The 23,137-nt window shown below is 51.2% G+C and carries 26 protein-coding genes; 23 read left to right on the forward strand and 3 right to left on the reverse strand.

Translation table 11 applies throughout. The annotated features are described in order from the left end of the window. Nucleotides 1-61 precede the first annotated feature (61 nt). A complete protein-coding gene (locus Q8K39_RS24130; RefSeq protein WP_305263678.1) occupies nt 62-454 on the forward strand; it encodes a VOC family protein in 393 nt (130 codons plus the stop codon). 40 nt (nt 455-494) lie between these two features. Here Q8K39_RS24130 and Q8K39_RS24135 read toward each other — a convergent pair whose 3' ends face one another. Next, nucleotides 495-1,247 (reverse strand): ABC transporter substrate-binding protein, encoded by a 753-nt coding sequence (locus Q8K39_RS24135; RefSeq protein ID WP_305263679.1) that lies wholly within the window; start codon nt 1,245-1,247, stop codon nt 495-497. 352 nt (nt 1,248-1,599) lie between these two features. Here Q8K39_RS24135 and Q8K39_RS24140 point away from each other — a divergent pair, with 352 nt between their 5' ends. The 7 genes from Q8K39_RS24140 (at nt 1,600) to Q8K39_RS24170 (ending at nt 8,301) form a co-directional block, all read left to right on the forward strand. Then, nucleotides 1,600-2,112, forward strand: a complete 513-nt coding sequence (locus Q8K39_RS24140; RefSeq protein WP_305263680.1) for a DUF1269 domain-containing protein — start codon at nt 1,600-1,602, stop codon at nt 2,110-2,112. 142 nt (nt 2,113-2,254) lie between these two features. Continuing rightward, nucleotides 2,255-2,989: an ABC transporter ATP-binding protein gene (locus tag Q8K39_RS24145; protein WP_305263681.1), complete on the forward strand. Its 735-nt coding sequence runs from the start codon at nt 2,255-2,257 to the stop codon at nt 2,987-2,989. Further along, nucleotides 2,989-4,545, forward strand: coding sequence for a hypothetical protein (locus Q8K39_RS24150; RefSeq protein WP_305263682.1), 1,557 nt, complete (start codon nt 2,989-2,991; stop codon nt 4,543-4,545). Before Q8K39_RS24145 ends, Q8K39_RS24150 begins: the two co-directional genes overlap by 1 nt. Nucleotides 4,546-4,604: 59 nt before the next feature. Then, nucleotides 4,605-5,846 (forward strand): efflux RND transporter periplasmic adaptor subunit, encoded by a 1,242-nt coding sequence (locus Q8K39_RS24155; RefSeq protein WP_305263683.1) that lies wholly within the window; start codon nt 4,605-4,607, stop codon nt 5,844-5,846. Beyond that, on the forward strand, nt 5,846-6,601 hold the full coding sequence (locus Q8K39_RS24160; RefSeq protein WP_186955908.1) for an ABC transporter ATP-binding protein: 756 nt from the start codon (nt 5,846-5,848) through the stop codon (nt 6,599-6,601). Before Q8K39_RS24155 ends, Q8K39_RS24160 begins: the two co-directional genes overlap by 1 nt. After that, on the forward strand, nt 6,598-7,821 hold the full coding sequence (locus Q8K39_RS24165) for an ABC transporter permease (protein ID WP_230413877.1): 1,224 nt from the start codon (nt 6,598-6,600) through the stop codon (nt 7,819-7,821). Before Q8K39_RS24160 ends, Q8K39_RS24165 begins: the two co-directional genes overlap by 4 nt. An 84-nt stretch (nt 7,822-7,905) precedes the next feature. Further along, a complete protein-coding gene (locus tag Q8K39_RS24170) occupies nt 7,906-8,301 on the forward strand; it encodes a YccF domain-containing protein (protein ID WP_186955907.1) in 396 nt (131 codons plus the stop codon). A 62-nt stretch (nt 8,302-8,363) separates the two neighbouring features. Here Q8K39_RS24170 and Q8K39_RS24175 read toward each other — a convergent pair whose 3' ends face one another. Then, a complete protein-coding gene (locus tag Q8K39_RS24175) occupies nt 8,364-9,020 on the reverse strand; it encodes a thiol:disulfide interchange protein DsbA/DsbL (RefSeq protein WP_186955906.1) in 657 nt (218 codons plus the stop codon). Nucleotides 9,021-9,339: 319 nt separating this feature from the next. Here Q8K39_RS24175 and Q8K39_RS24180 point away from each other — a divergent pair, with 319 nt between their 5' ends. The 6 genes from Q8K39_RS24180 (at nt 9,340) to Q8K39_RS24205 (ending at nt 15,903) form a co-directional block, all read left to right on the forward strand. Further along, nucleotides 9,340-9,843, forward strand: coding sequence for a hypothetical protein (locus Q8K39_RS24180; RefSeq protein WP_186955905.1), 504 nt, complete (start codon nt 9,340-9,342; stop codon nt 9,841-9,843). 145 nt (nt 9,844-9,988) lie between these two features. After that, nucleotides 9,989-11,122, forward strand: coding sequence for an SMP-30/gluconolactonase/LRE family protein (locus tag Q8K39_RS24185; RefSeq protein ID WP_305263684.1), 1,134 nt, complete (start codon nt 9,989-9,991; stop codon nt 11,120-11,122). Then, nucleotides 11,119-12,678 carry a glycerol-3-phosphate dehydrogenase gene (glpD, locus tag Q8K39_RS24190; RefSeq protein WP_305263685.1) on the forward strand — a complete coding sequence of 520 codons (1,560 nt, stop codon included), beginning with the start codon at nt 11,119-11,121 and terminating at the stop codon, nt 12,676-12,678. Before Q8K39_RS24185 ends, glpD begins: the two co-directional genes overlap by 4 nt. A gap of 195 nt (nt 12,679-12,873) precedes the next feature. Further along, nucleotides 12,874-13,626, forward strand: a complete 753-nt coding sequence (locus tag Q8K39_RS24195; RefSeq protein WP_305263686.1) for a DUF1700 domain-containing protein — start codon at nt 12,874-12,876, stop codon at nt 13,624-13,626. 56 nt (nt 13,627-13,682) lie between these two features. After that, nucleotides 13,683-14,486 (forward strand): head GIN domain-containing protein, encoded by an 804-nt coding sequence (locus Q8K39_RS24200; RefSeq protein ID WP_305263687.1) that lies wholly within the window; start codon nt 13,683-13,685, stop codon nt 14,484-14,486. Nucleotides 14,487-14,880: 394 nt separating this feature from the next. Further along, on the forward strand, nt 14,881-15,903 hold the full coding sequence (locus Q8K39_RS24205; RefSeq protein WP_305263688.1) for a substrate-binding domain-containing protein: 1,023 nt from the start codon (nt 14,881-14,883) through the stop codon (nt 15,901-15,903). Nucleotides 15,904-16,191: 288 nt separating this feature from the next. Here Q8K39_RS24205 and Q8K39_RS24210 read toward each other — a convergent pair whose 3' ends face one another. Then, entirely contained in the window at nt 16,192-17,358 is a 1,167-nt protein-coding gene (locus Q8K39_RS24210; protein ID WP_305263689.1) for a GGDEF domain-containing protein, read from the reverse strand. Nucleotides 17,359-17,471: 113 nt separating this feature from the next. On the opposite strand from Q8K39_RS24210, the gene Q8K39_RS24215 reads away from it, so the two are divergent. From Q8K39_RS24215 to Q8K39_RS24255, 9 genes are all read left to right on the forward strand, one after another. Continuing rightward, nucleotides 17,472-18,731 (forward strand): TIGR03862 family flavoprotein, encoded by a 1,260-nt coding sequence (locus Q8K39_RS24215; RefSeq protein ID WP_305263690.1) that lies wholly within the window; start codon nt 17,472-17,474, stop codon nt 18,729-18,731. A 97-nt stretch (nt 18,732-18,828) separates the two neighbouring features. After that, nucleotides 18,829-19,155: a PilZ domain-containing protein gene (locus Q8K39_RS24220; protein ID WP_305263691.1), complete on the forward strand. Its 327-nt coding sequence runs from the start codon at nt 18,829-18,831 to the stop codon at nt 19,153-19,155. Nucleotides 19,156-19,238: 83 nt separating this feature from the next. Next, nucleotides 19,239-19,730 (forward strand): YbaK/EbsC family protein, encoded by a 492-nt coding sequence (locus Q8K39_RS24225; protein WP_186955896.1) that lies wholly within the window; start codon nt 19,239-19,241, stop codon nt 19,728-19,730. Continuing rightward, nucleotides 19,727-19,942: a DUF1289 domain-containing protein gene (locus tag Q8K39_RS24230; RefSeq protein ID WP_230413875.1), complete on the forward strand. Its 216-nt coding sequence runs from the start codon at nt 19,727-19,729 to the stop codon at nt 19,940-19,942. Before Q8K39_RS24225 ends, Q8K39_RS24230 begins: the two co-directional genes overlap by 4 nt. A 25-nt stretch (nt 19,943-19,967) precedes the next feature. Next, nucleotides 19,968-20,606: a 2-hydroxychromene-2-carboxylate isomerase gene (locus Q8K39_RS24235; protein ID WP_305263692.1), complete on the forward strand. Its 639-nt coding sequence runs from the start codon at nt 19,968-19,970 to the stop codon at nt 20,604-20,606. Then, a complete protein-coding gene (locus Q8K39_RS24240; RefSeq protein WP_305263693.1) occupies nt 20,603-21,511 on the forward strand; it encodes an MBL fold metallo-hydrolase in 909 nt (302 codons plus the stop codon). The genes Q8K39_RS24235 and Q8K39_RS24240 overlap by 4 nt, the downstream gene beginning before the upstream one ends. A gap of 35 nt (nt 21,512-21,546) precedes the next feature. Then, nucleotides 21,547-21,924 (forward strand): VOC family protein, encoded by a 378-nt coding sequence (locus tag Q8K39_RS24245; RefSeq protein WP_305263694.1) that lies wholly within the window; start codon nt 21,547-21,549, stop codon nt 21,922-21,924. An 82-nt stretch (nt 21,925-22,006) separates the two neighbouring features. Next, nucleotides 22,007-22,513 (forward strand): ArsI/CadI family heavy metal resistance metalloenzyme, encoded by a 507-nt coding sequence (locus tag Q8K39_RS24250; RefSeq protein ID WP_305263695.1) that lies wholly within the window; start codon nt 22,007-22,009, stop codon nt 22,511-22,513. Beyond that, nucleotides 22,501-23,076, forward strand: coding sequence for a sigma-70 family RNA polymerase sigma factor (locus Q8K39_RS24255; RefSeq protein ID WP_305263696.1), 576 nt, complete (start codon nt 22,501-22,503; stop codon nt 23,074-23,076). The genes Q8K39_RS24250 and Q8K39_RS24255 overlap by 13 nt, the downstream gene beginning before the upstream one ends. Nucleotides 23,077-23,137 lie beyond the last annotated feature (61 nt).

Raw genomic sequence — 23,137 nt, forward strand, 5'->3', positions numbered from 1 at the left:
CCTGGCTTCGTTTCGCATGATGAGGCCAGGTTTAACCTGCTGCAAAATGAAGGACTGAATCATGAATTTCGCTTACACCATTATCTATGTCCCCGATGTCGCCGCATCGCTTAGTTTTTTTGAAAAAGCCTTCGGTTTTTCTACCCGATTTTTGCATGAGTCTGGCCTGTATGGTGAACTTGACACCGGTGCCACGACGCTGGCCTTTGCTGCCCATGCCATGGGGGATATGAATTATTCCTGTGGCCATGTGGCGGCACACAGTTCAGAAAAACCGCTGGGGATGGAAGTTGCATTTACTACGGCGGACGTGGCAGTCGCGCATGCTCAAGCCATCGCTGCTGGTGCGCAGGAACTGGCAGCACCGGCTGAAAAACCTTGGGGCCAGGTGGTATCGTATCTGCGTTGTCCTGATGGCAGTCTGGTGGAATTGTGCACCCCTATGGGCGGTTAACAATTTTTGGGAGCTCTCGTCTTGTAAAAAAGCGAGAGCTTTATTCCCAGGAAAAGTATTTTTTGCGCAGCCGCTGTACTGTGCCATCTTTTTGTAAAACTTCATAGGCTTTGCGCCAGACGCGGTCTTCCTCTTCACTGACATTCATGGAACTGGCCATGTAAAGCTCGGCGCTGCCCATATGCAGGCCAGTCGTGAAATCTTCCAGGCGGAAGCCATATTCTTCTACCGCCGATATCATGATGGAATAACCCGAGTAAACCGCATCCAGGCCACCCAACTGCAATAGTTTGAGCAAACTTTGGTAATCTTTTTCATACTGGATATTGCGAAAATTTTCAGCATGCAATTCTTGTTCCAATGAGGAGCCGCGCACGATGCCTACCCGCAAACCGCGCAATTGTTCGAGTGAAGCATGCTCAATATTGACGTTTCCAGCTATCGTAGATCGCTTGCCAAAAAAACGGTTTGGCGCTGTGCCCAAATGGATTAGCCATTTGTAGCTGCTTTCGCGTTCCAGGGTTCTTTGCAGTGGAAAGACGCCATAATTCCGGCCTTCCCTGGTCATTTTGACTGCCCTGGCCCATGGATAAATACTCAGGTCGGGTTTACGCCCCAGTTGTGCTGACATAGCGACAATCAATTCATAGACATAGCCTTGCGGCACATTGTGGTTTAGCCATAGATAGGGCGGTAATTCTGCCGTGACCCATTTGATTTGCGCATCAGTAACTTTTTGCGCCTGACTGGGCAGGCTGCAGAGCAAAGCAAGCAGGCAAATGAATTTTTTCATTCCGGTCCCATACTGCCAATGGAGGCAATTGTTGGTCTTTTTAGCTAGCCTGTGAGCTTGAGTCAAAATCATGTTCACAGCGAAATTCTAGTATTCAGACTATGCTTAAACTGGTCAAGTGAATTTTTATCAATTTTTACAGTTTTTTCTCATGAGTGAACATGAAAACCTGGTCCAATTTGTCATTTGAATTTTCCCTGGAATTGTCTATAACAAAGATGAAGGCAGTTGCACATTCTGTCGGTTTCCCCACTTGGGATACTGATGCTTGCTGTCTTGTCCCCTGACCATCGTGGTCACCGCGATATTCTCGCAACTGCCTCCGTGCTTTCTTACCTCTAGGGAGATAGTCATGAGACGCAGACTGTATTTCATGTTGCCTGACCTGAGTAGTGCCAGGGCGATGCTGGATGAGCTTTTACTTGCTCGTATTGATGAGCGACATATGCATTTTTGTGCGAAGGAAGGCATGCTGCCATCCGATATGCCTGAAGCCAATTCCTTTCAGAAAACTGATCTCATCCACGGTGCTGAAGTGGGAATGCTGATTGGTGGCATCGCAGGTTTGCTGGCAGGTGGTTTGTGGCTGATCTTCCCGCCTCAAGGTATGGAAATGCGCATCGTAGCCGTGCTGCTGTCTGCGATTGGTGGCTCCTTGTTTGGATCATGGGCATCGGCCAAGGCAGCCAAAGCCATACCCAGTTCCAGTCTGAAGCCCTTCATGGCAGATATAGAAGACGGCAAGGTCTTGCTGATGGTGGATGTGCCATTTAAGCGGATAGCCGAAATCCAGCAACTGGTCAGTAACCGTCATCCAGAAATTCGCTTCGGTGGCGTTGATCCGCATGTGCCAGTGTTCAGTTAGCACCTGGTTTTATCAAAGCCTGCATCACACCCATCGCGGGCGGGGTGCAGCATTCCCTGAAATTTCCCTCGCTTTACATCCATCTCATTACCTAGAATAAATTCGGCATACAATGAACGTTTTTTAGACAACATTGCCGAAAATGACAGCCACTGCTCTGGAATTGCACGCGCTTTGCAAGAACTTTGGCAGACCTGCCGTTGAAAACCTCAATCTCACCGTGCGCCGGGGGGAACTATATGCCTTGCTGGGACCAAATGGTGCAGGCAAGACCACGACCTTGCGCATGGTGGCAGGCCTCCTTTCTCCCGATAGTGGCAGCATACGCATACTGGGACATGAACTGGCAGCTGACCCTGCACTGGCCAAAAGCAAGCTGGCCTATCTGCCTGACGACCTCATGTTGTATAACAAACTTAAACCGTTTGAGTATCTGGAATTTGTCGCCGGCTTGTGGGGTGTACCTGCGGAAGTTGCCGAACCCAAAGCGCGTGAATTGCTTGAATGGCTGGATTTGCTCAAACATGCAGATGAACTGACGGAAGGTTTCTCCCGTGGCATGAAGCAAAAGCTGGCGCTGGCCGGGGCGCTGATACATCAGCCTGAACTTATCATCCTGGATGAACCCTTGACTGGCCTCGATGCCGCCGCTGCCAGACAAGTCAAGGATGTCTTGCTGACCCATGTCAAACAGGGCGGTACCGTCATCCTGACCACCCACATCCTCGATGTCGCCGAACGCCTGGCTGAGCGCATAGGCATCATACAGCACGGCAAACTCATCGCAGAAGGAACGCTGGAAGAATTGCGCAGCCAGACCAGCCAGACAGCAGGTACTTTGGAAGAAATTTTCCTGCAATTGACGGAGCCAGCATAATGGCCCTTAGTTGGCAATTCAAACCCGGCAGTTCACTCTGGTTGCTGACCCATGAATGCCGTCTGGCTTTTTATGACAAAGGTGATAGCAAGCCTGGTCAGGCAGCGGTACGTGGCATGTCGGTGTTTGGCATGTGGTTGATCGGCTTGATGTATGTATTTGCCCATCTCGGCGTCTGGTTCTTTATGCATAAGATGCCGCCTTTGCAAGAAGTTGTACCAGCGCCCTTGCTGATGGGGGCTGGTGTCGCCATGCTGGCTGTGTTCAGTCTTATGTTGTCGATAGGCCTGGCACATAGTGTCAGGGCCTTGTTTGAACGTGGTGATCTGGATTTGCTACTGTCATCACCACTGTCGTCGAAAACCATATTCAAGGTCAGGCTGACAGGTATCGTCTTTTCTGCTGGCATCTGGTTTTTTGCCTTGCTGACGCCAGTGGCGAATACAGGCTTGATTCTGGGGCAGTGGCGCTGGATGGGTATTTATCCTGCGCTGCTTGCCATGTCGACGCTGGCTGCTGCGCTGGCCATGTTGCTGGCCCTGGCTTTGGTCAAAAGTTTTGGGGTACGCAAGACCCTGGTGCTGGCACAAATCCTGAGTGCACTGACGGGTGCCAGTATGTTCCTTATCACACAATTATTTGGCAATCTGGGGAATGAAGTCCGCGAGACAGTGATGCAGCATATCCTGCCGTGGTTCCAGCCCGGTGGCATGCTGGATGCCGACAGCATGGTGTGGATGCCAGCCAGGGCTTTGTTTGGCTCGCCAGCGGCGATATTTGGAATCCTGTTTTTCAGTGCAATGGTTTTTCTGCTGACGGCGCAATCCACACATCGTTTCTTTATTAAAGGTGTGCAGCAAGCAGTTGGTAAGCCACGCAAGCTGGCGATATCAGACGGGCAGAAAGCTATAAAGAAAAATGGCAATTTTGGACGCAGTTTGCGAACCACCATCATTCTCAAAGAATGGCGCCTGATTGCGCGTGACGCTAACCTGATTTCCAAGGTTTTGTTGCATGTACTATATATTGCACCTTTATTTCTTGTCATGTTCAAGTCCAAATCTTTATTGCCCAGTGTGGCCTCAGGTCTGGTTTTTTTGGCCGCCTCACTGGCTGGTTCCCTGATCTGGATTATCGTCTCAGCTGAAGACGCACCTGACTTGTTGTGGGCATCGCCTGTCAAAGCCCAGTTTATCCTCACCAGCAAGTTGTTGGCGGCTATCTTGCCAGTCATGTTATTTATCTCACCAGCATGGCTGTGGCTGCTGATCAAGCAATTTGTACTGGGCCTGGCCGTCATCGTCTGTACCCTGGCGGCAATGCTGAGTTCGGCCGTTATCCATTTGTGGCAATCCAAAGCGGCCAGCCGTGCTCAGTTCAACAAGCGCGGGCAGACGCATTTGATGGCGGGCTTGCTTGAAACTGCTTCCAGCTTCTCCTGGGCTGCCTGCATCGTTGTCGGCATGTTATATGGTGTCTGGGGTTTGCTTCCCTTGTCGATAGCATTACTGATCGTGGCTATCGCCTGGTTCTCCCGAATTGAACGAAATATATAAATAGTTGTCTATTTTTTTACCTATTGATGCGTACCTAACAATCTGGGATATCTCTTACCATGCCTGTGTTCACGAAGAAACGCGTTGTTGTCGCCATTGTTCTTTTACTCTCAGGCGTAGCAGCCGCCATGTACTATCAAAAGGAGCATGGTAAGCCCAAGGAAGAAGAACCCAAATACAAGACCGCCGTCGTGGACAAAGGCAATATCACGCAGACCGTGACCGCCAGCGGCACGCTCAACCCTGTTGCGCTGATCAATGTCGGCTCGCAGGTATCAGGCACCGTAGTGGAATTGAAGGCGGACTTCAATGACCGCGTCAAGCAAGGTCAGGTCTTGCTCAAGCTAGACCCTACTATTTTCAATGCCCAGATCAAGCAAAGCGAAGCCAGCCTGGCATCTGCAGAGGCGTCCAAGCGCCTGGCGCAGGCTAATCTTGAGCGTAACCAGAAACTGGTGGCGCAAAACTATATCTCCGGCACCGCCATGGACCAGGCCAAACGTGAAGTGGAAGTGGCTGATGCAAATATCAAACTGGCCAGAGCGCAACTGGACCGCGTCAGGGCTGACCTGAATAACAGCGTCATTCGTTCACCAATAGATGGCGTGATCATCAAGCGTACAATCGACATGGGTCAAACCGTGGCCGCCTCTTTCCAGACCCCGAACCTGTTTCAGATTGCGCGTGACCTGACCAAAATGCAAATCGATACCAGCGTATCTGAGGCCGATGTCGGCTCTTTGAAAGATGGTCTGCCTGCACGTTTTGTTGTCGATGCCTATCCTGACCGAGAATTTGAAGCCAAATTACGCCAGTTTCGTCTGGCGGCGAATGTGCAGCAGAATGTGGTGACCTATAACGTTGTGCTGGATGTCGATAACAAGGATGAATTGCTGAAACCTGGCATGACCGCGCAAGTGCGCCTGGTCGTCGGCAGCCGCGAAAACGTGATGCGCATTCCCACCGCTGCCCTGCGCTATAAGCCTAGCGAAGAAGAGCAGGCCAGAGAAGCCAAGGCGCTCAAGGAAAGGGAAAAAAATGCCAGTGGATCAACCGCAAGCGCGGCTTCAGCATCTGCCAATCTGCCTGCACCAGATGTGGATGATGACGTCGCTTTCCGTACCAAAAAAGACCTGACCCGCACTTTCAAACTTTATAAGCTTGATGACAAAAACCAGGCAAAAACTGTGGACGTCAAAATTGGTTTGTCCAACTTCAAATATACCGAAGTCATTTCCGGTGATGTGAAGCCAGGTGACAAAGTCATTATCCGTGCGCTGGATAAAGCCGGAGCACGCTGATGAGCGATACCCTGATAGCCATACGCCAGGTCAGCAAGAGTTATTTCTCTGGTGGCGTGGAGACCAAGGTTTTGCATGGCATAGACGTGCAGGTGCCGCGTGGCGATTTTCTGGCTGTGATGGGACAATCCGGCTCCGGTAAGTCGACACTGATGAATATACTTGGTTGCCTCGATCAGGCCACCAGCGGTTCTTACCTGCTCAATGGCGTCGATACCCTGAGCCTGTCGCGTGCCGAACTGGCCACCATACGCAACCGCACCATCGGTTTTGTATTCCAGAGCTTTAATCTTATCAAGCGCATGAGCGTGGCAGAAAATGTCGCGCTGCCCTTGATCTATGCCGGAGCGGGGCGTGACAAGGCGCACAAGAAAGCACTGGTGGAACTCGAAAGAGTAGGGCTCAAGGATTATGCCAAACGCCTACCGAATCAATTGTCCGGTGGTCAGCAACAGCGTGTGGCGATCGCCCGCGCCCTGGTCGCTGATCCGCCATTGATTTTGGCGGATGAGCCTACCGGTAATCTTGATACCCAGACCAGCGAAGACATCATGCGTTCGCTACAGCAATTGAACGCAGATCGTGGCATCACGATCTTGCTGGTGACGCATGAGCCGGATATTGCGGCCTACAGCAAACGGCTGGTGCGGCTCAAGGATGGTCATGTCCTGTACGATGGCCCGGCGGCAGAAGGCTTGCGCCAACTGGCCGCCTCACATGCTGAATATTCAGAAGCGCAGGGGGACAGAAAATGAATTTCCTCCAGGTTTTTATAGAAGCATTTCGTTCCATGAATGCCAACCGGCTGCGTACCGCGTTGACCATGCTGGGCATTATCATCGGCATTACCTCGGTCGTCATGATGCTGGCTGTGGGTGAAAGTGCAAAGAAATTTATCGCCAAGGAACTGGAAGTACTGGGCAGTAATCTGATGATTATCTCGCCAGGTGCCAACCGTACCCAGGGGGTGCGGGCGCGTACCGGTACTGCTCCTTCGCTGTCAGTAGAGGACGCATTGGCACTCAATCAACTCGACAGTCTCAATGGTGCTGCGCCAGCCTTGCAGGGCTTCTTCCAATTGACGGTAGGGAATGATAATTCCAATAATGCCGTGCTCGGTGTGACCCCAGAAATGTTTAAGGTACGCAACTGGAAAGTGGACCAGGGTAATGAGTTCAGCGATTCTGATATCCGGGGTGCTGCGCGCATGGTCATCATAGGCAAGAAACTGGCTGACCAGTTTTTTTACAAGGACAACCCGATAGGCCAGTTTGTGCGCATAGACAATGTACCTTTCCAGGTAGTTGGCGTCTTACAGGGTGAGGGCCGCATGTTTGACGGCGGTGATCTGGGTGAGATGGTGTTGATCCCGATTACCTCAGCCCGCGCTACCCTGATGCGCAGCCCTTTCCCGCGCAATGTGCATTATGTGGTGGTGCAGGGCAAGAGCGACAAGCAGTTGAAGGACGCAGAGGAAGATATCAAGGACATGCTGCGTGACCGCCACCATATCAAGGCTGGGCAGGAAGATGATTTCCGTATCGATAACCTGGCCTCGATTGCGGAGACAGGTGCCAAGATCAGTGCCGGCCTGGCGGCCATGCTGGGTGCCATCGGTGCCATTTCGCTCATCGTGGGTGGCATAGGCATCATGAATATCATGCTGGTATCAGTGACTGAACGTACCCGCGAGATAGGCATACGCATGGCGATTGGTGCCAAGCCACGTGATGTGCTGTTGCAGTTTTTGACGGAGGCGGTGGTGATCTGCCTGGTCGGCGGCATCATAGGCATCTTGCTGGCGATGGCAGGTGCGGCAGCGATTACTTCTACCGGCAAACTCGAAGTCATTATAGGCCTGCAAGCCATGGTGGTTGCCTGCGGCTTCGCCAGTTTTGTCGGTATCTTCTTTGGCTTTTATCCAGCGCGCCGTGCTTCGCGTTTATTGCCAGTGGATTGTTTGCGTTATGAGTGATAAATAAGGGTTTTCGCGATTCTCCTGGCTATCTGGCTTTTTTGGCAATACAATGTCGTACATTAATAAATTGCAAAGTAATCTATGAGTCTATTAGGTAATATTCTGTGGTTGATTTTGGGCGGTTTTTTGACAGGGCTGGGCTGGTGGTTAGCGGGCTTGATCGCTTTTATCAGCATCGTAGGCATACCCTGGGGCAAAGCTTGTTTTGTCATAGGGCAATTGAGCTTCATGCCTTTTGGTAAAGAGGTGGTGAATCGCGCAGATGCCAGCGGACAGGAAGATATAGGTACCGGTCTGTTGGGCATGCTAGGCAATGTCATCTGGTTCATTTTTGCCGGTGTCTGGTTGGCATTGGCGCATTTGATGTCTGCCCTGATTTGCTTTGTCACCATCATAGGCATACCGTTTGGTATTCAGCACTTGAAGCTGGCAGCAATTGCCGTGGCGCCCATAGGCAAGACTGTCGTCGATAAATGATGGTGGTCGATAAAAAAAGCTCAGGATGCGAATCCTGAGCTTTTTTAATGTGTGAAATCAGCTTACTTTTTACTTTTTGCAACTAAACTGTCCAATAATTGCATGGTGGCCTGGCCGAGTTGATCGCGTGGGATATTGGCATTGGCTGCACCTACCATGGAAGGGTTGGTCAGGTAGCGGCCATCGACGATAAAGGTTGGAGTACTGTCGACTTGATAGCTGGCAACCAGTTTGCCCAGGTTCTTCAATTTGCTGATGACAGAAAAGGAATTGTAAAAGCTCAGGAACTTGGCTTTGTCTATGCCGTTCCTGACTGCCCAAGCTGTATTGTCAGCATCGCTGGTCAGGCGACTTCTTTCTACATGCCAGGTTGCCAACACTTTGGCATGCAGGCTGGCTTCCAGATTCATTGCTTCCAAGGTCAGAAATAAGTGTGCTTCAGGATCATTTTCACCTGTCAACGGCAAGTGTATGCGGCGAAAAACGATGTTGTCACCCTGCTTTTTCTTCCACTCATTGACGATAGGCTCCAGCAGATTACAGGCAGGGCAGTGGTACATGAAAAATTCTATAACTTCAATTTTCTTGCCTGTGGCTTGCGTGGTTTGTGGCGTTTTCAGGCTGATAAAGTCTGCGCCCTCCTTGGGAGCGGCAGGCGAGGCGAGTGCTGTCGCAGAGACAAAACCCAGGGTAATGAGCAGTAAGCGTAAGAAGCGCATGAATTTCCTTTTAACAGAGAGCAAAACAAGTTGTTGAGCTTACCAGTAATTTCGCAATTTGGCAGCGCAGCTACCGGACGAACTCTGTTTTTTTGACAAGCCGGCGACTAAAATGTTCATAAACCCAGACTATAAATTGCGACATATTCATGAACTATCTTTAAATGCAGATATAAACCGAATAAATTTTTATGCAAAAACTTGCGTGCTCCAGGTATTCATAGAAAAATGAGTTTTAGCTAGCAGGAATTGAAGCCCGGGCTTTGACTCCCGGCTCCTGGCTCAAATTGCCACACTATCACCCAGCGGAGCATATGCGATGATGACCGTGCCTATCGTGATTGATTTCGAAGCTTCGGGCTTTGGCAAAGGTAGCTATCCGATTGAGGTTGGCTTCTCGCGTCGTCATGGCGAAGGCTGGTGCACGCTGATCAGGCCGGAATCTGAGTGGCAGCACTGGGATGTTCATGCCGCACTCATACACCGCATCCCGCGTGAAATCCTGGTCGAAAGAGGCAAATCCGTCAGCCTGGTGACGGAACAACTCAATACCCTGCTGGCCGGGCTGACAGTCTATACCGACGGCTGGACCCAGGACTACGTCTGGATGGCGCGCTTATATGATGCTGTCGACAGGGTCCCTAATTTTCGCCTGGCAGATTTGCGCGAAATCATCAGTCCGCAGCAAGAAAGCCTGTGGCATGCCACCAAGCACCAGGTGCAGGAAGATTTGAATATTTCCCGTCATCGCGCCAGCAATGACGCGCGTATTTTGCAAATGACCTGGTTGCGCACTTACGACGCTGTGCGCTGCCTTGGTTAAAATCCTGAGCACGCCATTTTCTGCCTCATTGCAACATCTCGTAAAATAAATATCAAAATATTATCCGGACAGTGCAAAATACAGAATTGCCGGGGATACCCCCTTGGGGATTCCTGTTGCGTAGTCTTGAAATGCGAGGAGATAAGTGTTGAAGAAATGGATCATACGCCTGCTGTTGCTGGCGCTGGCCTTGCTGGCTACCGTTCTTATCTATCTCTTGCTGGCACCTGTGCCTATCAACCCCGTCGCCTGGCAAGCCACGCCTTTTGCTGGTTATTCACCACCGCATGCCCGCAATGAAAAACTGGCGGCATTGAAAACTATAGCAATTGGTGAAGAAACCGGCCCTGAGCATATCGCCATAGGCCCGGATGGCAAGTTGTATGCCGCCGTGACATCCGGCGCGATTTTGCGCATGCAGGCCGACGGCAGCCAGCGTGAAGTCTGGGTGAATACCGGCGGACGGGTACTGGGTTTCATGTTTGATGCTGCAGGCAATATGATCGCTGCCGATGCCTTTCGCGGCATACTCTCGATTTCACCTGACAAGCAAATAACGGTACTCACCGACAAAATCGGGGATAGTCCAATTTTGTATGCGGATGCCGTGGTGGTCGCCAAAACTGGCAAGATTTATTTCACCGATGCATCGCAACGCTTTGGTGCCAGGGAATCTGGCGGCACCTTCCATGCCAGCGTACTCGACATACTGGAGCATTCTTCTACTGGGCGCGTAGTGGAATACGACCCCGCGAGCAAACAGACGCGCGTCATTGCTGACGGCCTGTGTTTTGCCAATGGGCTGGTACTCAGCGCAGACGAGCAGCACCTGATAGTTGTTGAAACTGGCGAGTACCGTATCTGGAAAATCGCCGTCAGTGCCCAGGCATTGCATCTGAAGAGCAAGCCGGATAAAAAATTGGCCCGTATCTTGCTGCGTGATTTGCCAGGTTACCCTGACAATCTCATGCGTGGCCTTGATGGCCGTATCTGGCTGGGTTTGGCCAAGCCGCGCGGCGCTGCGATTGATGACATGGCAGAACAACCCTGGTTACGCAGCATCACCTTGCGCCTGCCGCGTGTGTTGTGGCCAGTGCCACCCGCCTATGGCCATGTGCTGGCATTTAACGAAGCCGGAAAAATCGTCGCCGATTTGCAGGACCCGACCGGCCGATATCCAGAAACCACGGGTGTCACTGAGACGGAAGACCGTTTATACATCCAGAGCCTGCATGCCCATGGCATAGGCTGGTTACCGAATCATCTGGTCAAAAAATGAAGAGCAAGCCTGCCATGCGGGAAGTCGATGTCCTCGTCATCGGCGGGGGCATCAATGGTGCCGGTATAGCGCGCGACGCTGCTGGCCGTGGCTTGAGCGTACTCTTGTGTGAAAAAGACGACCTCGCTTCCCATACATCATCCGCATCGACCAAGCTCATCCATGGCGGTTTGCGTTATCTTGAATATTATGAATTTGGCCTGGTGCGCAAGGCTTTGCAAGAGCGCGAAGTGCTCATGCGTTCTGCCCCGCATATCATCAGTCCGCTGCGCTTTGTCATGCCGCATGATAAAGGACAGCGCCCGGCCTGGATGATCAGGGCAGGCTTGTTCCTGTATGACCATCTGGCGAAACGCGAATTGTTGCCTGGTGCTGAATCCATCAATTTGCAAAAACATATCGCCGGGCAACCCCTGCTCGCTGACTTCCGCCGTGGTTTTGCCTATTCAGATGGCTGGGTCAATGATGCCCGTTTGGTTGTCTTGAATGCCATGCAGGCGGCAGAAAAAGGTGCTGTCATCATGACACGCACCCGTTGTGTCTCTGCCAGACGGCAAGAGCAGCACTGGCTGGTGCAATTGCAAACGGTGGACGGCAGCATGATGATGGTGCAAAGCCGTAGTCTGGTGAATGCCACCGGCCCCTGGGCCGTCAATACCCTGCAGCAGGTTCTGCATCAGGGGGCAGCAAAAAACCTGAGACTGATCAAGGGTAGCCATATAGTCGTGCGGCGTTTATTTCATCATCCTTATGCCTATATTTTCCAGCATCCCGATGGCCGCATCGTGTTTGCCATCCCTTATGAACAAGACTTTACCCTGATAGGCACGACCGACCTGGATTACCAGGGCTCGCTGGATGAAGTCTCGATCAGCGAGGAAGAAGTAGCCTATCTGTGCGGGTTGGCCAGCCATTATTTTACCCAGGCTATCAGTCCTGCCGATGTGTTGTGGTCTTATTCCGGTGTGCGCCCGCTGGTGGAAGAGCCGGTTGAGGGAGGCAAGGAAAAGGCCGCTGCCCTGACCCGTGACTATAGCCTGGAGCTTGATACTGCCGGTGCGCCAGTCTTGAATGTGTTTGGTGGCAAAATCACCACATACCGCAAACTGGCTGAAGAAGCACTGTCCATAATGGCACCCCTGCTCAACAATGCCAATACTGCCTGGACCGAGCATGCCTGCCTGCCCGGCGGTGATATTTATAGTGAATCCCCGGAAAATCGCGCTGTCAGCGAATTTCCCTTATTCATACAGCAATGCCAGCAGCAATATGCCTGGCTGCCACCGCATCTGGCAGAACGCTATGCACATGCCTATGGCAGTCGCATTCATGTTTTGTTGAAAGATAAATATTCGCTGGCCGATATGGGTGAAATGCTGGTACCCGGCTTGTATACCGCAGAAGCGGCCTATCTGGTCAAGCATGAATGGGCGCGTACGGTTGACGATATACTCTGGCGCCGCAGTCGTCTGGGTTTGCACTTACTGGGTGAAGATGCCAGTCACTTGCAGGAATGGCTAAATTTTAATGCAACATCGGTCCAGTGGCCAACTTAGTAGCCTGTCTCAGGGTGACATGCTCATGTCATAGCAAACCAATATTATTCCCTTCTGTTGCGACTTTAGATGACTGCTGACTATCCTCAGGTTTCGCAGTTTATCCCTAGAAATTTGCGCACTGTCGCAAGTCTGTGGCTGCCTTCCTTTACTTTGCTTATTCTGAATATACCAAATCAAGAACGGGAGACGGCAATGAACAAGACTGCATATATGAACGCGCTGCGTCAGGCCTTGGACGGCTTACCAGCCAAAGTCATCGAAGACACCATGTGGGAATATGAGCGCAAGTTTACTGACGCCATGGCCGCTGGCAAGTCGGAAGAGGAAATTGCTGCTGGTCTGCCCAAGCCAGAACTGTTGGCGGCGCAAAAGAACGCCAGCACACGTTATGCAGCATTAAAAACAAATTTTAGCCTGGGTAATGTTGCCAGTTTGCTGGTTGCCCTGATCGGTCTGATGATCTTCAATCTGTTCATGCTGATACCTGCAGTGGCGTATTTCAGTCTCTTGTGCTCGACCTATGTTGTCGCATTGGTGATGTATGTAGCGGGCATAGGCATCACTGCGGCCAGTATCTCTGGCGTCGAGCAATTCAGTGTTGATATACCTGCTGGCAGGCAGCATGCACATAGACACCATGATCGTAATGTCAGCGTTGATATTACTGAAACGGGTATCTTGATAGATGGTGAAAAACTGGATGACAGTGCTAAGACCGCATCTGTTGTAGCGCAGAAGGGTAGCACAGAAAGTCATGCAGAAAAGCTGCATATAGAAGTTGGTAATCAATATTCTGTTAAAAAGCTGTTCGCAGGTCTGGGTTTGCTGCTGGGTTCCATCCTCTTGATGATGCTCAGTCTGTTCATGACCAAATATACTTTCATCGGTTTTAAACACTATTTGCGCTGGAACTTGTCACAACTGCAGCTTTCCCATGCAGCCTGACGAGCACGTAGTGGCAGTAGTCCTTTTTAGTTTTAGTCTAGTTTCAGGAGAAAAAAATGAATAACATCATACGCACAGGCATAGGCATGTTGGGTCTGGCAGTGGTTTTAACTGCATCCAGCGTGGTCTTTATCCGGGCCCATGCCAGCACGGTAACGGTTGCCGGTTCGGCGGCCAGTGAAGTTCGTCCGGTCACTGCATCCATCGTCAATGTCATACTCAGCGGACCTATAGATCTGGCCTTGAAACAAGCTGCCACGCCAGAATTACTGGTCAAGGGTGACGCCAAGCTGGTTTCTCGGGTGACGACCAGGCTGGAAGGCAATACCCTGTATATAGGCACACGTGGGATCTATATTTCGGTAGGGAAAACTGAGCAAACCAAGATAGAACTGAGTTTGCCTAACCTGGAAAAGCTGCAGACTTCCGGCAGTGGTGACGCCGTCATCAAGGGCTTCAAAGGCAACAAACTTGAAGTCAGCCTACAAGGTTCGGGCAATATCAATCTGGATGGCGAATACCAGCAGGTATTTGCCAGCCTGAATGGCAGTGGCGACCTGAATCTGGGGGTTGGGACAGCGGAGCTACTGGAACTTGCTTCCTATGGCTCTGGCGACAGCATCGTTAGAGGCCAGGTCAAAAGCTTTAATGCCAGATTAACAGGCTCAGGTGACTTGAAAGCCGTTGCCTTGAAAAGCGCTGCGGTCAATTTGAATTCCACAGGATCATCCAGTTCCAAGGTATTTGCCAGCCAGGAAATCAAGCTGAAAGTCACAGGGAGTGGTGATGTGTATGTCATGGGCAACCCGGCAAAGCGCAATGTAGAGCGCAGCGGCTCGGCAGAGGTACATTGGGAGTAAGGCCAGCTTCAATTTGTAGTTGCACGTACCACATTGGTGCAGCTTAAACTGTTGTTAATTGGTACGTCTTAGTAGGTGTTGCTTAAAAGAATGAAATTTTCCATAAGAAATTCTTACTTGTGGAAAATTTTATTCTTTATATCAATATATTTTCTGCTTAATATTCGACGCTGAGGCCTTGGTACTGAAACTCTATTTACTTGACGCTTTTTTCTGCAATAATCATTGCGCAGTTGTAAGTATTTGTTTCAACCACGAATTAAAGTTTGCGTAATTACAGATTTTTTACCAACCTGACCAGCCAAGAATCATGACTGCTACTAAAAGTAAGTGCTTGACCGCGTTGTTTGTTGTGTTCAGTTTCATTAGTGCTGCCGCTGCACAAGAAAATCCCATGCAATTTCTCAGTCGCGCCAATGCCAAGGTGGCCAGGGCTGCATCGGTGAAGAATCGTTGGGAAGGTCCTACAGAAGGACCGCAAATGCAAAAGAAAAAGAAAATTATTTTTATTGCTGCTGATCTGGGTGATGCTGGTGTCAATGGCGTATTCAATAGTGTGCGCGAAGCCAGTGCCGGCGCTGGCTGGGAAGTCTTGCCCATCAATTGTCGCGGTCGTTGCAATCAGGGCGCTGCCATCATCAGTCAGGCACTGGACATGAAAGCGGACGGCATCGTCCTGGCAGGGGTGGACGTCAGTAGCCAGGGCAAAGGGATGGCTGCTGCTGCCAAGGCCAAGGTGCCTGTTGTTGGCTGGCATGCCTCCGTAAAAAGCGGTCCTACCGATGGCCTGTTCACGAATATCACCACTAACCCCAAAGAAGTCGCTCAAGTAGCTGCCTTGTATACAGTGGTAGATTCAAACAACAAAGCTGGTATCGTCGTATTTACTGATTCCACGAATCCATTTCTGCTGGCCAAATCTAGCGCTATCGTTGAAACCATACGCCAGTGCGAAGGTTGCAAATTACTGAGCCTGGAAGATGTGCCTCTGGCCGATGCCAATGCCAAAATGAAAGGCGTAGTAGAAAACCTGGTCAAGCGCCACGGAGCCAAGTGGACGCATGCGATAGGCGTCAACGATTTTTATTTCGATTTACTGGAAGTGCCGGCTACCGCAGCACTGATCGCGAATAACAAACTGGTCGGAGTATCTGCTGGTGATGGTTCGCAGACGGCGTACAAGCGCATACGTGCCAATAGCCTGCAGTCTGGCACAGTACCTGAACCCCTGTCCATGCAAGCCTGGCAAATCGTCGATGAGTTGAATCGCGCATTTGCAGGTGCAGAACACAGCGGCTTTGTCGGTACACCACATCTGGTGACTGCACAGAATATAGCTTATGACGGTGGGCAAAAGAATATGTTTGAACCAGCGAATGATTTTCGAACGCACTATCAAAGATTCTGGTCCAAATAGAGAAACGCTGATTAAGGCTACGCTGATTAAGTCCTGCTCGTAAATTTTACCTCTTTGTGAATCAATGACTTATCAAAGGTAATGTCGTTATTCGGATACTTGTTCAGCATAGCCTTAAGCTACTGCGCGGCGCGATTTTGGGCCTGCGATGCTCGTCGTACTTTAGTACGACTGCGCTTCTTAACCCAAACTAGCGTCGCTCGCTACGCTTACTCAGCATTTCTCGTGTAGTTGTTTTTGAAGTTAACAAAGCTGGCTTGTGCCAGCTTTTGTTTTGTGTATATAGTGTCATGCTCTCTGCGTTACTGCTGCCAGGATATTTTCCGGGACGGACTTGTCGATGTACATACGCTGATCGGCGACTTGCATGAGTTTGTCGGCGCTGCGGCCATCTGTGGGGAAGAGGGCACTGCCCAGGGCGGCCTCGATTTCTACGGTGTGGCCTTGTATGGTGCAGGGGCCTTCGAGTATTTTCTTCAAACGTAGCAGGGTGCTGTCCAGTTGCGATTCCTGATTGACGCCGAATGTCAGGGCCACGAATTCATCTCCGCCTATGCGGCCTACAAAGTCGGCGTGGCGGCAAAAGCTTTTGAGGCGTCTGGCAACTTCCTTGAGTAACAGGTCACCAGCCTGATGGCCAAATCTGTCATTGACTGACTTGAAATGATTGAGATCTATCAGGATAAAACCAAAACCTTGCTGGTTACGGCCACTCTGGGCGATGGCTTTGTCCAGCATTTCATCGACATGGCGGCGGTTGGGCAAGCCAGTGAGCACGTCTTCGCGAGCCATCTCCAGTATGCTTTTCTGGACACGCAAATTACAGCAGACACTGACGCCATAAGTCCAACCCAGCAAGCAAAGCACCACAAGCAGATAGATAAAATTCAAAAGAGGATGGCTGGCCAGTTCTGCATTGTTATTCGAAATGAAAGCCAGATGCCAGCGCATAATAAAACCAACTGCCATGATCGCGAGGGAAATCGCACCTATGCAGGCGGCCAGCAAGTCTACGTCTCGGGTTTTCCAGACCAAAATAAAGGCAGTACTCAACATCAGGCTGGCAGCGATGACATCATGGAACAGATATCGGCGTATCATGTCGTCCCGGTTGAGGAAGGCCAGCAAGACAAATGCCGGGATCAGTACCAGACCCCAGCGCCAGCGTAGTCGGGACGGATAACCGCGAAAACGCAGGGTGCCTTCCAGCATCAGCAGGGTAGTGGTCAGGGTCAGGGAATTATTGAAAGCAACGATCAGGGACATGGGGATGTTGATGACGTCGATCAGGCGTATCAGTAAAAATGCTGGTGCGATCATGGACGCAGCGGCTGCCCAGACGCCGGTGCCGGGTATGTCACGGTTGATATGCCAAACAGTCAGCATGACCAGCATGGAAATCACGCTGATGCAAGCAACCACTAAGTCTAGCGTAGCACGATCCAGATTGACCATAGGGAGACCTGGTTGTAACTTCTGGTAAATTCAGGCAGATACAAAATCAGCTTTGCTTGCAGGTACCGGTGCAGGAAAGCCGCACATGAAAAACCATATTATGACGCAAACTTATGCAAACAAAAGCGAGTAATTCTCATCATCCACAAGCCAGTATTGTTGCCATTATTGGTGGTGGGCCAGCTGGCCTGATGGCGGCCGAAACTCTGGCTCTGCAGGGTATAGCCGTGGATGTTTATGATGCCATGCCTTCGGTAGGACGCAAGTTCTTAATGGCTGGCAAGGGGGGAATGAATCTCACACATTCTGAAGATTCTGTCTCTTTCATGACACGGTATGCCGAACGCGAGCCTCAACTGGCACCGATCATAGACCAGTTTGACGCCGCAGCCTTGCGCGTCTGGGTCAAGGGTCTGGGTATAGAAACTTATGTAGGCAGTTCCGGGCGGGTGTTTCCGGTTGATATGAAGGCTGCTCCCTTATTGCGTGCCTGGCTACATCGCCTGCGCCAGCAGGGAGTGCGCTTTCATATGCGACATCGCTGGCTGGGCTGGGATGAGCAAGGCCAATTGCGCTTTGCCACGCCTGATGGCGAAGTCTGCCTGCCTGCACGAGCGCAGGTATTCGCGCTCGGAGGCGGTAGCTGGGCCAGGTTGGGTTCCGATGGTGCCTGGGTAAGTTTGTTGAGACAGCGTGGTCTGGATGTGGCGGATCTACAGCCAGCCAATTGCGGCTTCGATGTGAACTGGACAGCTTTCTTTAAAGACAAGTTCGCTGGACAGCCTTTGCTGACAGTGGCAGCCAAGGTGCAAGGCAGTGGCCAGCCCATGCGCAAGGGGCAGTTTGTGATCACTGAAAGCGGGGTCGAAGGCAGCCTGATTTATGCATTGTCTGCAGCACTGCGTCAGCAATTACATAGTCAGGGTAAAGCTGTGCTTGAACTGGATTTATTGCCGGATACTGCGTTGGAGAAAGTACAGGCAGAACTGGAACATCCGCGTGGTTCGCGTTCCCTGTCCAGTCATCTGAAAAGCCGTCTGGGTCTGGATGCATTAAAAATGGCTTTGTTGCATGAATGCCTGGATAAAACTGATTTTGCCCAAGCGCCCATCTTGGCACAGGCCATCAAGGCATTGCCTGTGGTGCTCAACGCAGCACGCCCCATAGATGAAGCTATCAGCAGTGCCGGTGGACTGCGCTTTGAGGAGCTCGATGAGAATCTCATGGCGCTGCGCTATCCCGGTCTGTTTTTTGCTGGTGAAATGCTGGATTGGGAAGCACCGACTGGCGGCTATTTGCTGACTGCCTGTTTCGCTACTGCAAAAGTTGCAGCGACAGGCGCGATCAGCTGGCTCTCACAGAATATGGACTAATACAAATGGTTCTGCCGACCTTGTTGGAAGACTGTACAATGTAGTTTCCGCATTGCATCATTTTTCCCCTACACATTGGTTTACATGTATTTTTTGTATGAATGATCCCCGAGCTGCTACAAGGACCAATGTTACCTGGCGTGGCGCGGTTCAGGTAACATCTGGCAAAATAGTGCCTGCCAAGATTATTAACTTTTCTGCTAGTGGCATTCAATTGCAATGCACTGTAGCGCTCAAGGAAAAGCAAACCTACCAGATGATGATGGAGGTGCCAAGTATTGGAGATGCCTCTCGCCGCACACAGGTAGTCTGTAAGGCAACTTGCATTTATTCCATTCTCAGTGGCGATGAATATCGCGCTGGTATGAAATACTTTGACGTGCAGGAACAGCACTTGAAATTGCTGGCATCGTGGCACGGTTAATGTCTTAGCAGATTGCGAAACCCTCCAAGCATGCAGCCTTTGCTTGTGATATAAACAGGCTTTGCCTTATTTGCCTGCGCATCATGTCCAAAGATACAGCCTTACCCGAAACCGCCCAGCGCGTTGCGCTATTGCTGCATAACCTGGGGCATGATCAAGCTGTCGTCATGTTGCCTGAGTCAGGCAAAACTTCTGCCGAGGCTGCTGCCGGCCTGGGTTGCCTGGTGGCAGAAATTGCCAAATCCATCGTCTTTCGTCGCTTGCTTGATGATGCAGCCGTCATGGTCGTTGCCAGCGGTATCAACCGTGTTGATGAAAGCAAGGTGGCAGCGATTGTCGGCCCTTTGGGTAAGGCGGATGCCCGTTTCGTTAAAGAAAAAATCGGTTATGCCATAGGCGGGGTTTGCCCTATCGGTCATTTGCAAAAAACTGTGATGCTCATTGACGAAGACTTGCTGCAATACCCACATGTGTGGGCTGCTGCTGGCCATCCTCACGCTGTCTTCAAACTGACGCCAGCCCAATTGAAAAACATGACCGGTGCGCCGGTCGCTGATGTGGCTTTGCGCGCATGAATATCCTGTATGAATTTGATCCCGCCCAGTTTGTCATGAAACCTGGCGCGACCGTGCCTTCACCCTGCATCAATATTTGCCGCATGGATGACAAGACGGGTTTGTGCACAGGTTGCTATCGCAACATTGATGAAATCATTTGCTGGAGTAAGGCAGACAACCACAAGAAACTGGAAATCTGGGATCTGGTACAGCAAAGAATGCTGCCATGAGTGTTTGACGATGAAAGGATAGAGAGTGAAACAGCTAGACTGGTATTTTGATTTTATTTCCCCTTTCGCTTATTTGCAAAGCGAAATGCTGCCGCGCCTGCAAGGGGTAGAGCAGATCAATTATCGACCAGTCCTGTTTGCTGGCCTGCTCAATCACTGGGACAACAAAGGTCCGGCAGAAATCGCACCCAAGCGTCTGTGGACCTTCGAGCATTGCGCATGGCTGGCACACAAGCATGGCATTCCTTTGCGCATGCTGCCCGAGCATCCTTTCAATCCCTTGCCTTTATTGCGCCTGTGCCTGGCGCTGGGCAGCACTGAAGCTGCCGTGCACAGGCTATTCCGTTTTGTCTGGCGTGATGGTCATATACCCGCACAGACAGAACACTGGCAAGCCTTGCTGGACGAATTGCAATTGACACCTGCCATGCTGGATATTGCCGCTGTCAAAGATGCGCTAAGGCGCAATGGTGAACTGGCTATCGCCGCCCATGTATTTGGTGTACCGACTGCGGTAGTGGATGATCGCTGTTTCTGGGGCCTGGATGGAACTGATATGCTGCAAGCTTACCTGCAAGGCGATGCCTTCTTCGCATCGGCAGAATTGGCAGCCGCGCAAACCATGCCCTATGGCCAGCAGCGCAAAGTCGCAGGTAAGGCATGATGCAACTGCCCGCCAGCATGCAAGTCTTTGAACGGGGCTGGCTGTCCTCGAATAACATCCTGTTCATCGATGAACAACAGACGGCTCTGGTGGATAGCGGTTACTTCAGCCATGCACCGCAGACCCTGGCACTGATACAACATGCCCTGGGTGAGCGCAAACTCGATTTACTGGTCAATACCCATCTGCATTCTGACCATTGTGGTGGCAATGCCACATTACAACGCTACTATGCTTGCCGCACGCTGATCCCTATTGCCGACACGGCTGCGGTGGCAGTCTGGGATGAGGCTGCCCTTACCTATGCCGCCACTGGCCAGCGCTGCGAGCGTTTCAGTTTTGATGCAGCGATACAGCATGGTGACGAACTGCGGCTTGGTGGCATGGACTGGCAGGTGCTGGCCGCGCCCGGACATGATCCACACTCCATGATCCTGTATTGTGCGCAGGAAGGCATATTGATTTCTGCCGATGCCTTATGGGAAAACGGCTTTGGCGTGATTTTTTCTGAACTCGAAGGGGAGTCCGGTTTTGCCGAACAGGCAGCAATACTGCAAGTCATCCGTGAACTGAATCCACGTATCGTCATTCCCGGACATGGTCCTGCCTTCAGCAATGTCGCTGTCGCGCTGCAAAGGGCGGAATCGCGGCTGGATTATCTGAGTACCGACCCACGCCGCAATGCCCGCAATGCGGTAAAAGTGATGCTTGCCTTCATCTTGCTGGAATTCCAGCAACTTAGTCTGGCAGCAACCATATCTCAACTTGGCAGCACTCGCCTGGTGATGTCGTCGGCCAGGTTGTTGTGTCTGGAAACAGACTTGCTGATATCGCAAATGGCAAACGAACTGGTGACTGCCGGAGCCGCCCGTCTGGAAGGTGATTTGCTGATCAGCACGCGCTAACCTACCATTGATACATCGAACTTTAGGAATAAATAATGCTACATCACATCTCCTTGGGCGTACGCGATCTGACACTGGCTGGCGCATTTTATGATGCTGCCCTCGGTGCTTTGGGTTACAGGCGCGTGTTTGAAGACGACACCGCCTTGGGCTATGGCTTGCATGATGATGAAGATATCCTGTGCCTGAAATTAAGAGCGGATGCCAGCCCGCCGGGCCCGGGTTTTCACCTGGCCTTTACCGCAGCGACGCGCTCCGCGGTTGATCAATTTCATGCATCTGCGTTGACTGTAGGCGGCAGCGACAATGGCGCACCAGGTTTGCGTCCTGACTATGGAACTTATTACTACGCTGCATTTTTAGTTGATCCTGATGGACACCACATCGAGGCGGTGACCAAGGTGGTAGCTTAAAAATTTTTGCAACCTTTTTTCCTGCTTGCGTCTATACCTGTGTAACACCTTTCACATGTATTTTTCCGGACAGGAGTAAAAAATGAAACGCTTTCATGTACATATCGCCGTAGAACATCTGGATCACAGCATTGCTTTTTATAGTCAACTGTTTGGGCAGATGCCCGCAAAGCAGCAGACAGATTATGCGAAATGGATGCTGGATGATCCACGCGTCAATTTTGCCATTTCCACACGCGGCCATGCAACTGGCCTGAATCATTTTGGCATGCAGGCTGATACGGTTGAAGAACTGGCGCAATTGAAGATGTTGGCTGATGCCGCTTCAGGCACGCAGATACTGGACCAGGAAACAGCTACCTGTTGCTATGCTAATAGCAAAAAACACTGGATAGTTGATCCCCAGGGTTTGCCGTGGGAACATTTCTTCACGATGTCAGACGCCCAGGTATTTGGTGAAGACACTGCAGCACAGGATGGCGCTTGCTGCATTCCCCTGCATAATGGTAGTGGTGAAAAAGCTGCAGAGACCGTCGCTTGTTGCGTTCCCAAGGCGGACGATGCCGGTAAGAAATCATGCTGCAACTGACACAAAGTAACGAAGATTTGACGCAAGCATTTGGCGACCTGCAAGGCAGCCTGCGCACTTACCTGCGCAGGCGCATTGCCGATGCCAGCCAGGCAGACGATATCTTGCAGGACATCTTTGTCAAAGCCCTGCTAAGCAAACGCGCCGGGCGGCAGATTGACAATCTGACTGGCTGGCTGTATTCGGCTGCCCGTACCACAATGGTAGATTATTACCGGGCCCAGGGTATGAGTATGGAAGAGCTTGATGAAAATATGCCTGAACAGCAGAGTGAAGACCTGCAACTACATGCAGAGCTGGCAAGCTGCTTGCAGGCATTCATCCAGCAATTGCCGGACAAATATCGCGATACCCTGATGGCAACGGAGTTGCAAGGTAATAGCTTGCGTCATCTTGCTGAGCAGGAAGGACTCAGCATGTCTGCCATCAAAAGCAGGGCCGCGCGTGGCCGTACTATGCTCAAGGACAAATTGCTGGCTTGCTGCAATGTAGAAATCCAGAATGGACTGGTGACGGATTATCGTCGCCATGCGGCCACCAAGTGTGGAAAGAAGTGCGATTAGCATATTTCTGCCCCACGCTCAGACAATAACTGTCTGAGTATGGAGCCATGGCAGTGGCCTT

It is taken from the genome of Undibacterium sp., from assembly GCF_030683615.1.
GTDB lineage: Bacteria > Pseudomonadota > Gammaproteobacteria > Burkholderiales > Burkholderiaceae_D > Undibacterium > Undibacterium umbellatum.

Coding starts and splice junctions, on each gene's coding strand:
- Q8K39_RS24145 (WP_305263681.1), top strand. CDS start 2,255: ATGACAGCCACTGCTCTGGAATTGCACGCGCTTTGCAAGAACTTTGGC.
- Q8K39_RS24220 (WP_305263691.1), top strand. CDS start 18,829: ATGAATGATCCCCGAGCTGCTACAAGGACCAATGTTACCTGGCGTGGC.
- Q8K39_RS24215 (WP_305263690.1), top strand. CDS start 17,472: ATGCAAACAAAAGCGAGTAATTCTCATCATCCACAAGCCAGTATTGTT.
- Q8K39_RS24255 (WP_305263696.1), top strand. CDS start 22,501: ATGCTGCAACTGACACAAAGTAACGAAGATTTGACGCAAGCATTTGGC.
- Q8K39_RS24175 (WP_186955906.1), bottom strand. CDS start 9,020: ATGCGCTTCTTACGCTTACTGCTCATTACCCTGGGTTTTGTCTCTGCG.
- Q8K39_RS24170 (WP_186955907.1), top strand. CDS start 7,906: ATGAGTCTATTAGGTAATATTCTGTGGTTGATTTTGGGCGGTTTTTTG.
- Q8K39_RS24205 (WP_305263688.1), top strand. CDS start 14,881: ATGCAATTTCTCAGTCGCGCCAATGCCAAGGTGGCCAGGGCTGCATCG.
- Q8K39_RS24165 (WP_230413877.1), top strand. CDS start 6,598: ATGAATTTCCTCCAGGTTTTTATAGAAGCATTTCGTTCCATGAATGCC.
- Q8K39_RS24180 (WP_186955905.1), top strand. CDS start 9,340: ATGATGACCGTGCCTATCGTGATTGATTTCGAAGCTTCGGGCTTTGGC.
- Q8K39_RS24130 (WP_305263678.1), top strand. CDS start 62: ATGAATTTCGCTTACACCATTATCTATGTCCCCGATGTCGCCGCATCG.
- Q8K39_RS24160 (WP_186955908.1), top strand. CDS start 5,846: ATGAGCGATACCCTGATAGCCATACGCCAGGTCAGCAAGAGTTATTTC.
- Q8K39_RS24245 (WP_305263694.1), top strand. CDS start 21,547: ATGCTACATCACATCTCCTTGGGCGTACGCGATCTGACACTGGCTGGC.
- Q8K39_RS24140 (WP_305263680.1), top strand. CDS start 1,600: ATGAGACGCAGACTGTATTTCATGTTGCCTGACCTGAGTAGTGCCAGG.
- Q8K39_RS24210 (WP_305263689.1), bottom strand. CDS start 17,358: ATGGTCAATCTGGATCGTGCTACGCTAGACTTAGTGGTTGCTTGCATC.
- Q8K39_RS24250 (WP_305263695.1), top strand. CDS start 22,007: ATGAAACGCTTTCATGTACATATCGCCGTAGAACATCTGGATCACAGC.
- Q8K39_RS24155 (WP_305263683.1), top strand. CDS start 4,605: ATGCCTGTGTTCACGAAGAAACGCGTTGTTGTCGCCATTGTTCTTTTA.
- Q8K39_RS24200 (WP_305263687.1), top strand. CDS start 13,683: ATGAATAACATCATACGCACAGGCATAGGCATGTTGGGTCTGGCAGTG.
- glpD (WP_305263685.1), top strand. CDS start 11,119: ATGAAGAGCAAGCCTGCCATGCGGGAAGTCGATGTCCTCGTCATCGGC.
- Q8K39_RS24240 (WP_305263693.1), top strand. CDS start 20,603: ATGATGCAACTGCCCGCCAGCATGCAAGTCTTTGAACGGGGCTGGCTG.
- Q8K39_RS24150 (WP_305263682.1), top strand. CDS start 2,989: ATGGCCCTTAGTTGGCAATTCAAACCCGGCAGTTCACTCTGGTTGCTG.
- Q8K39_RS24225 (WP_186955896.1), top strand. CDS start 19,239: ATGTCCAAAGATACAGCCTTACCCGAAACCGCCCAGCGCGTTGCGCTA.
- Q8K39_RS24135 (WP_305263679.1), bottom strand. CDS start 1,247: ATGAAAAAATTCATTTGCCTGCTTGCTTTGCTCTGCAGCCTGCCCAGT.
- Q8K39_RS24195 (WP_305263686.1), top strand. CDS start 12,874: ATGAACAAGACTGCATATATGAACGCGCTGCGTCAGGCCTTGGACGGC.
- Q8K39_RS24230 (WP_230413875.1), top strand. CDS start 19,727: ATGAATATCCTGTATGAATTTGATCCCGCCCAGTTTGTCATGAAACCT.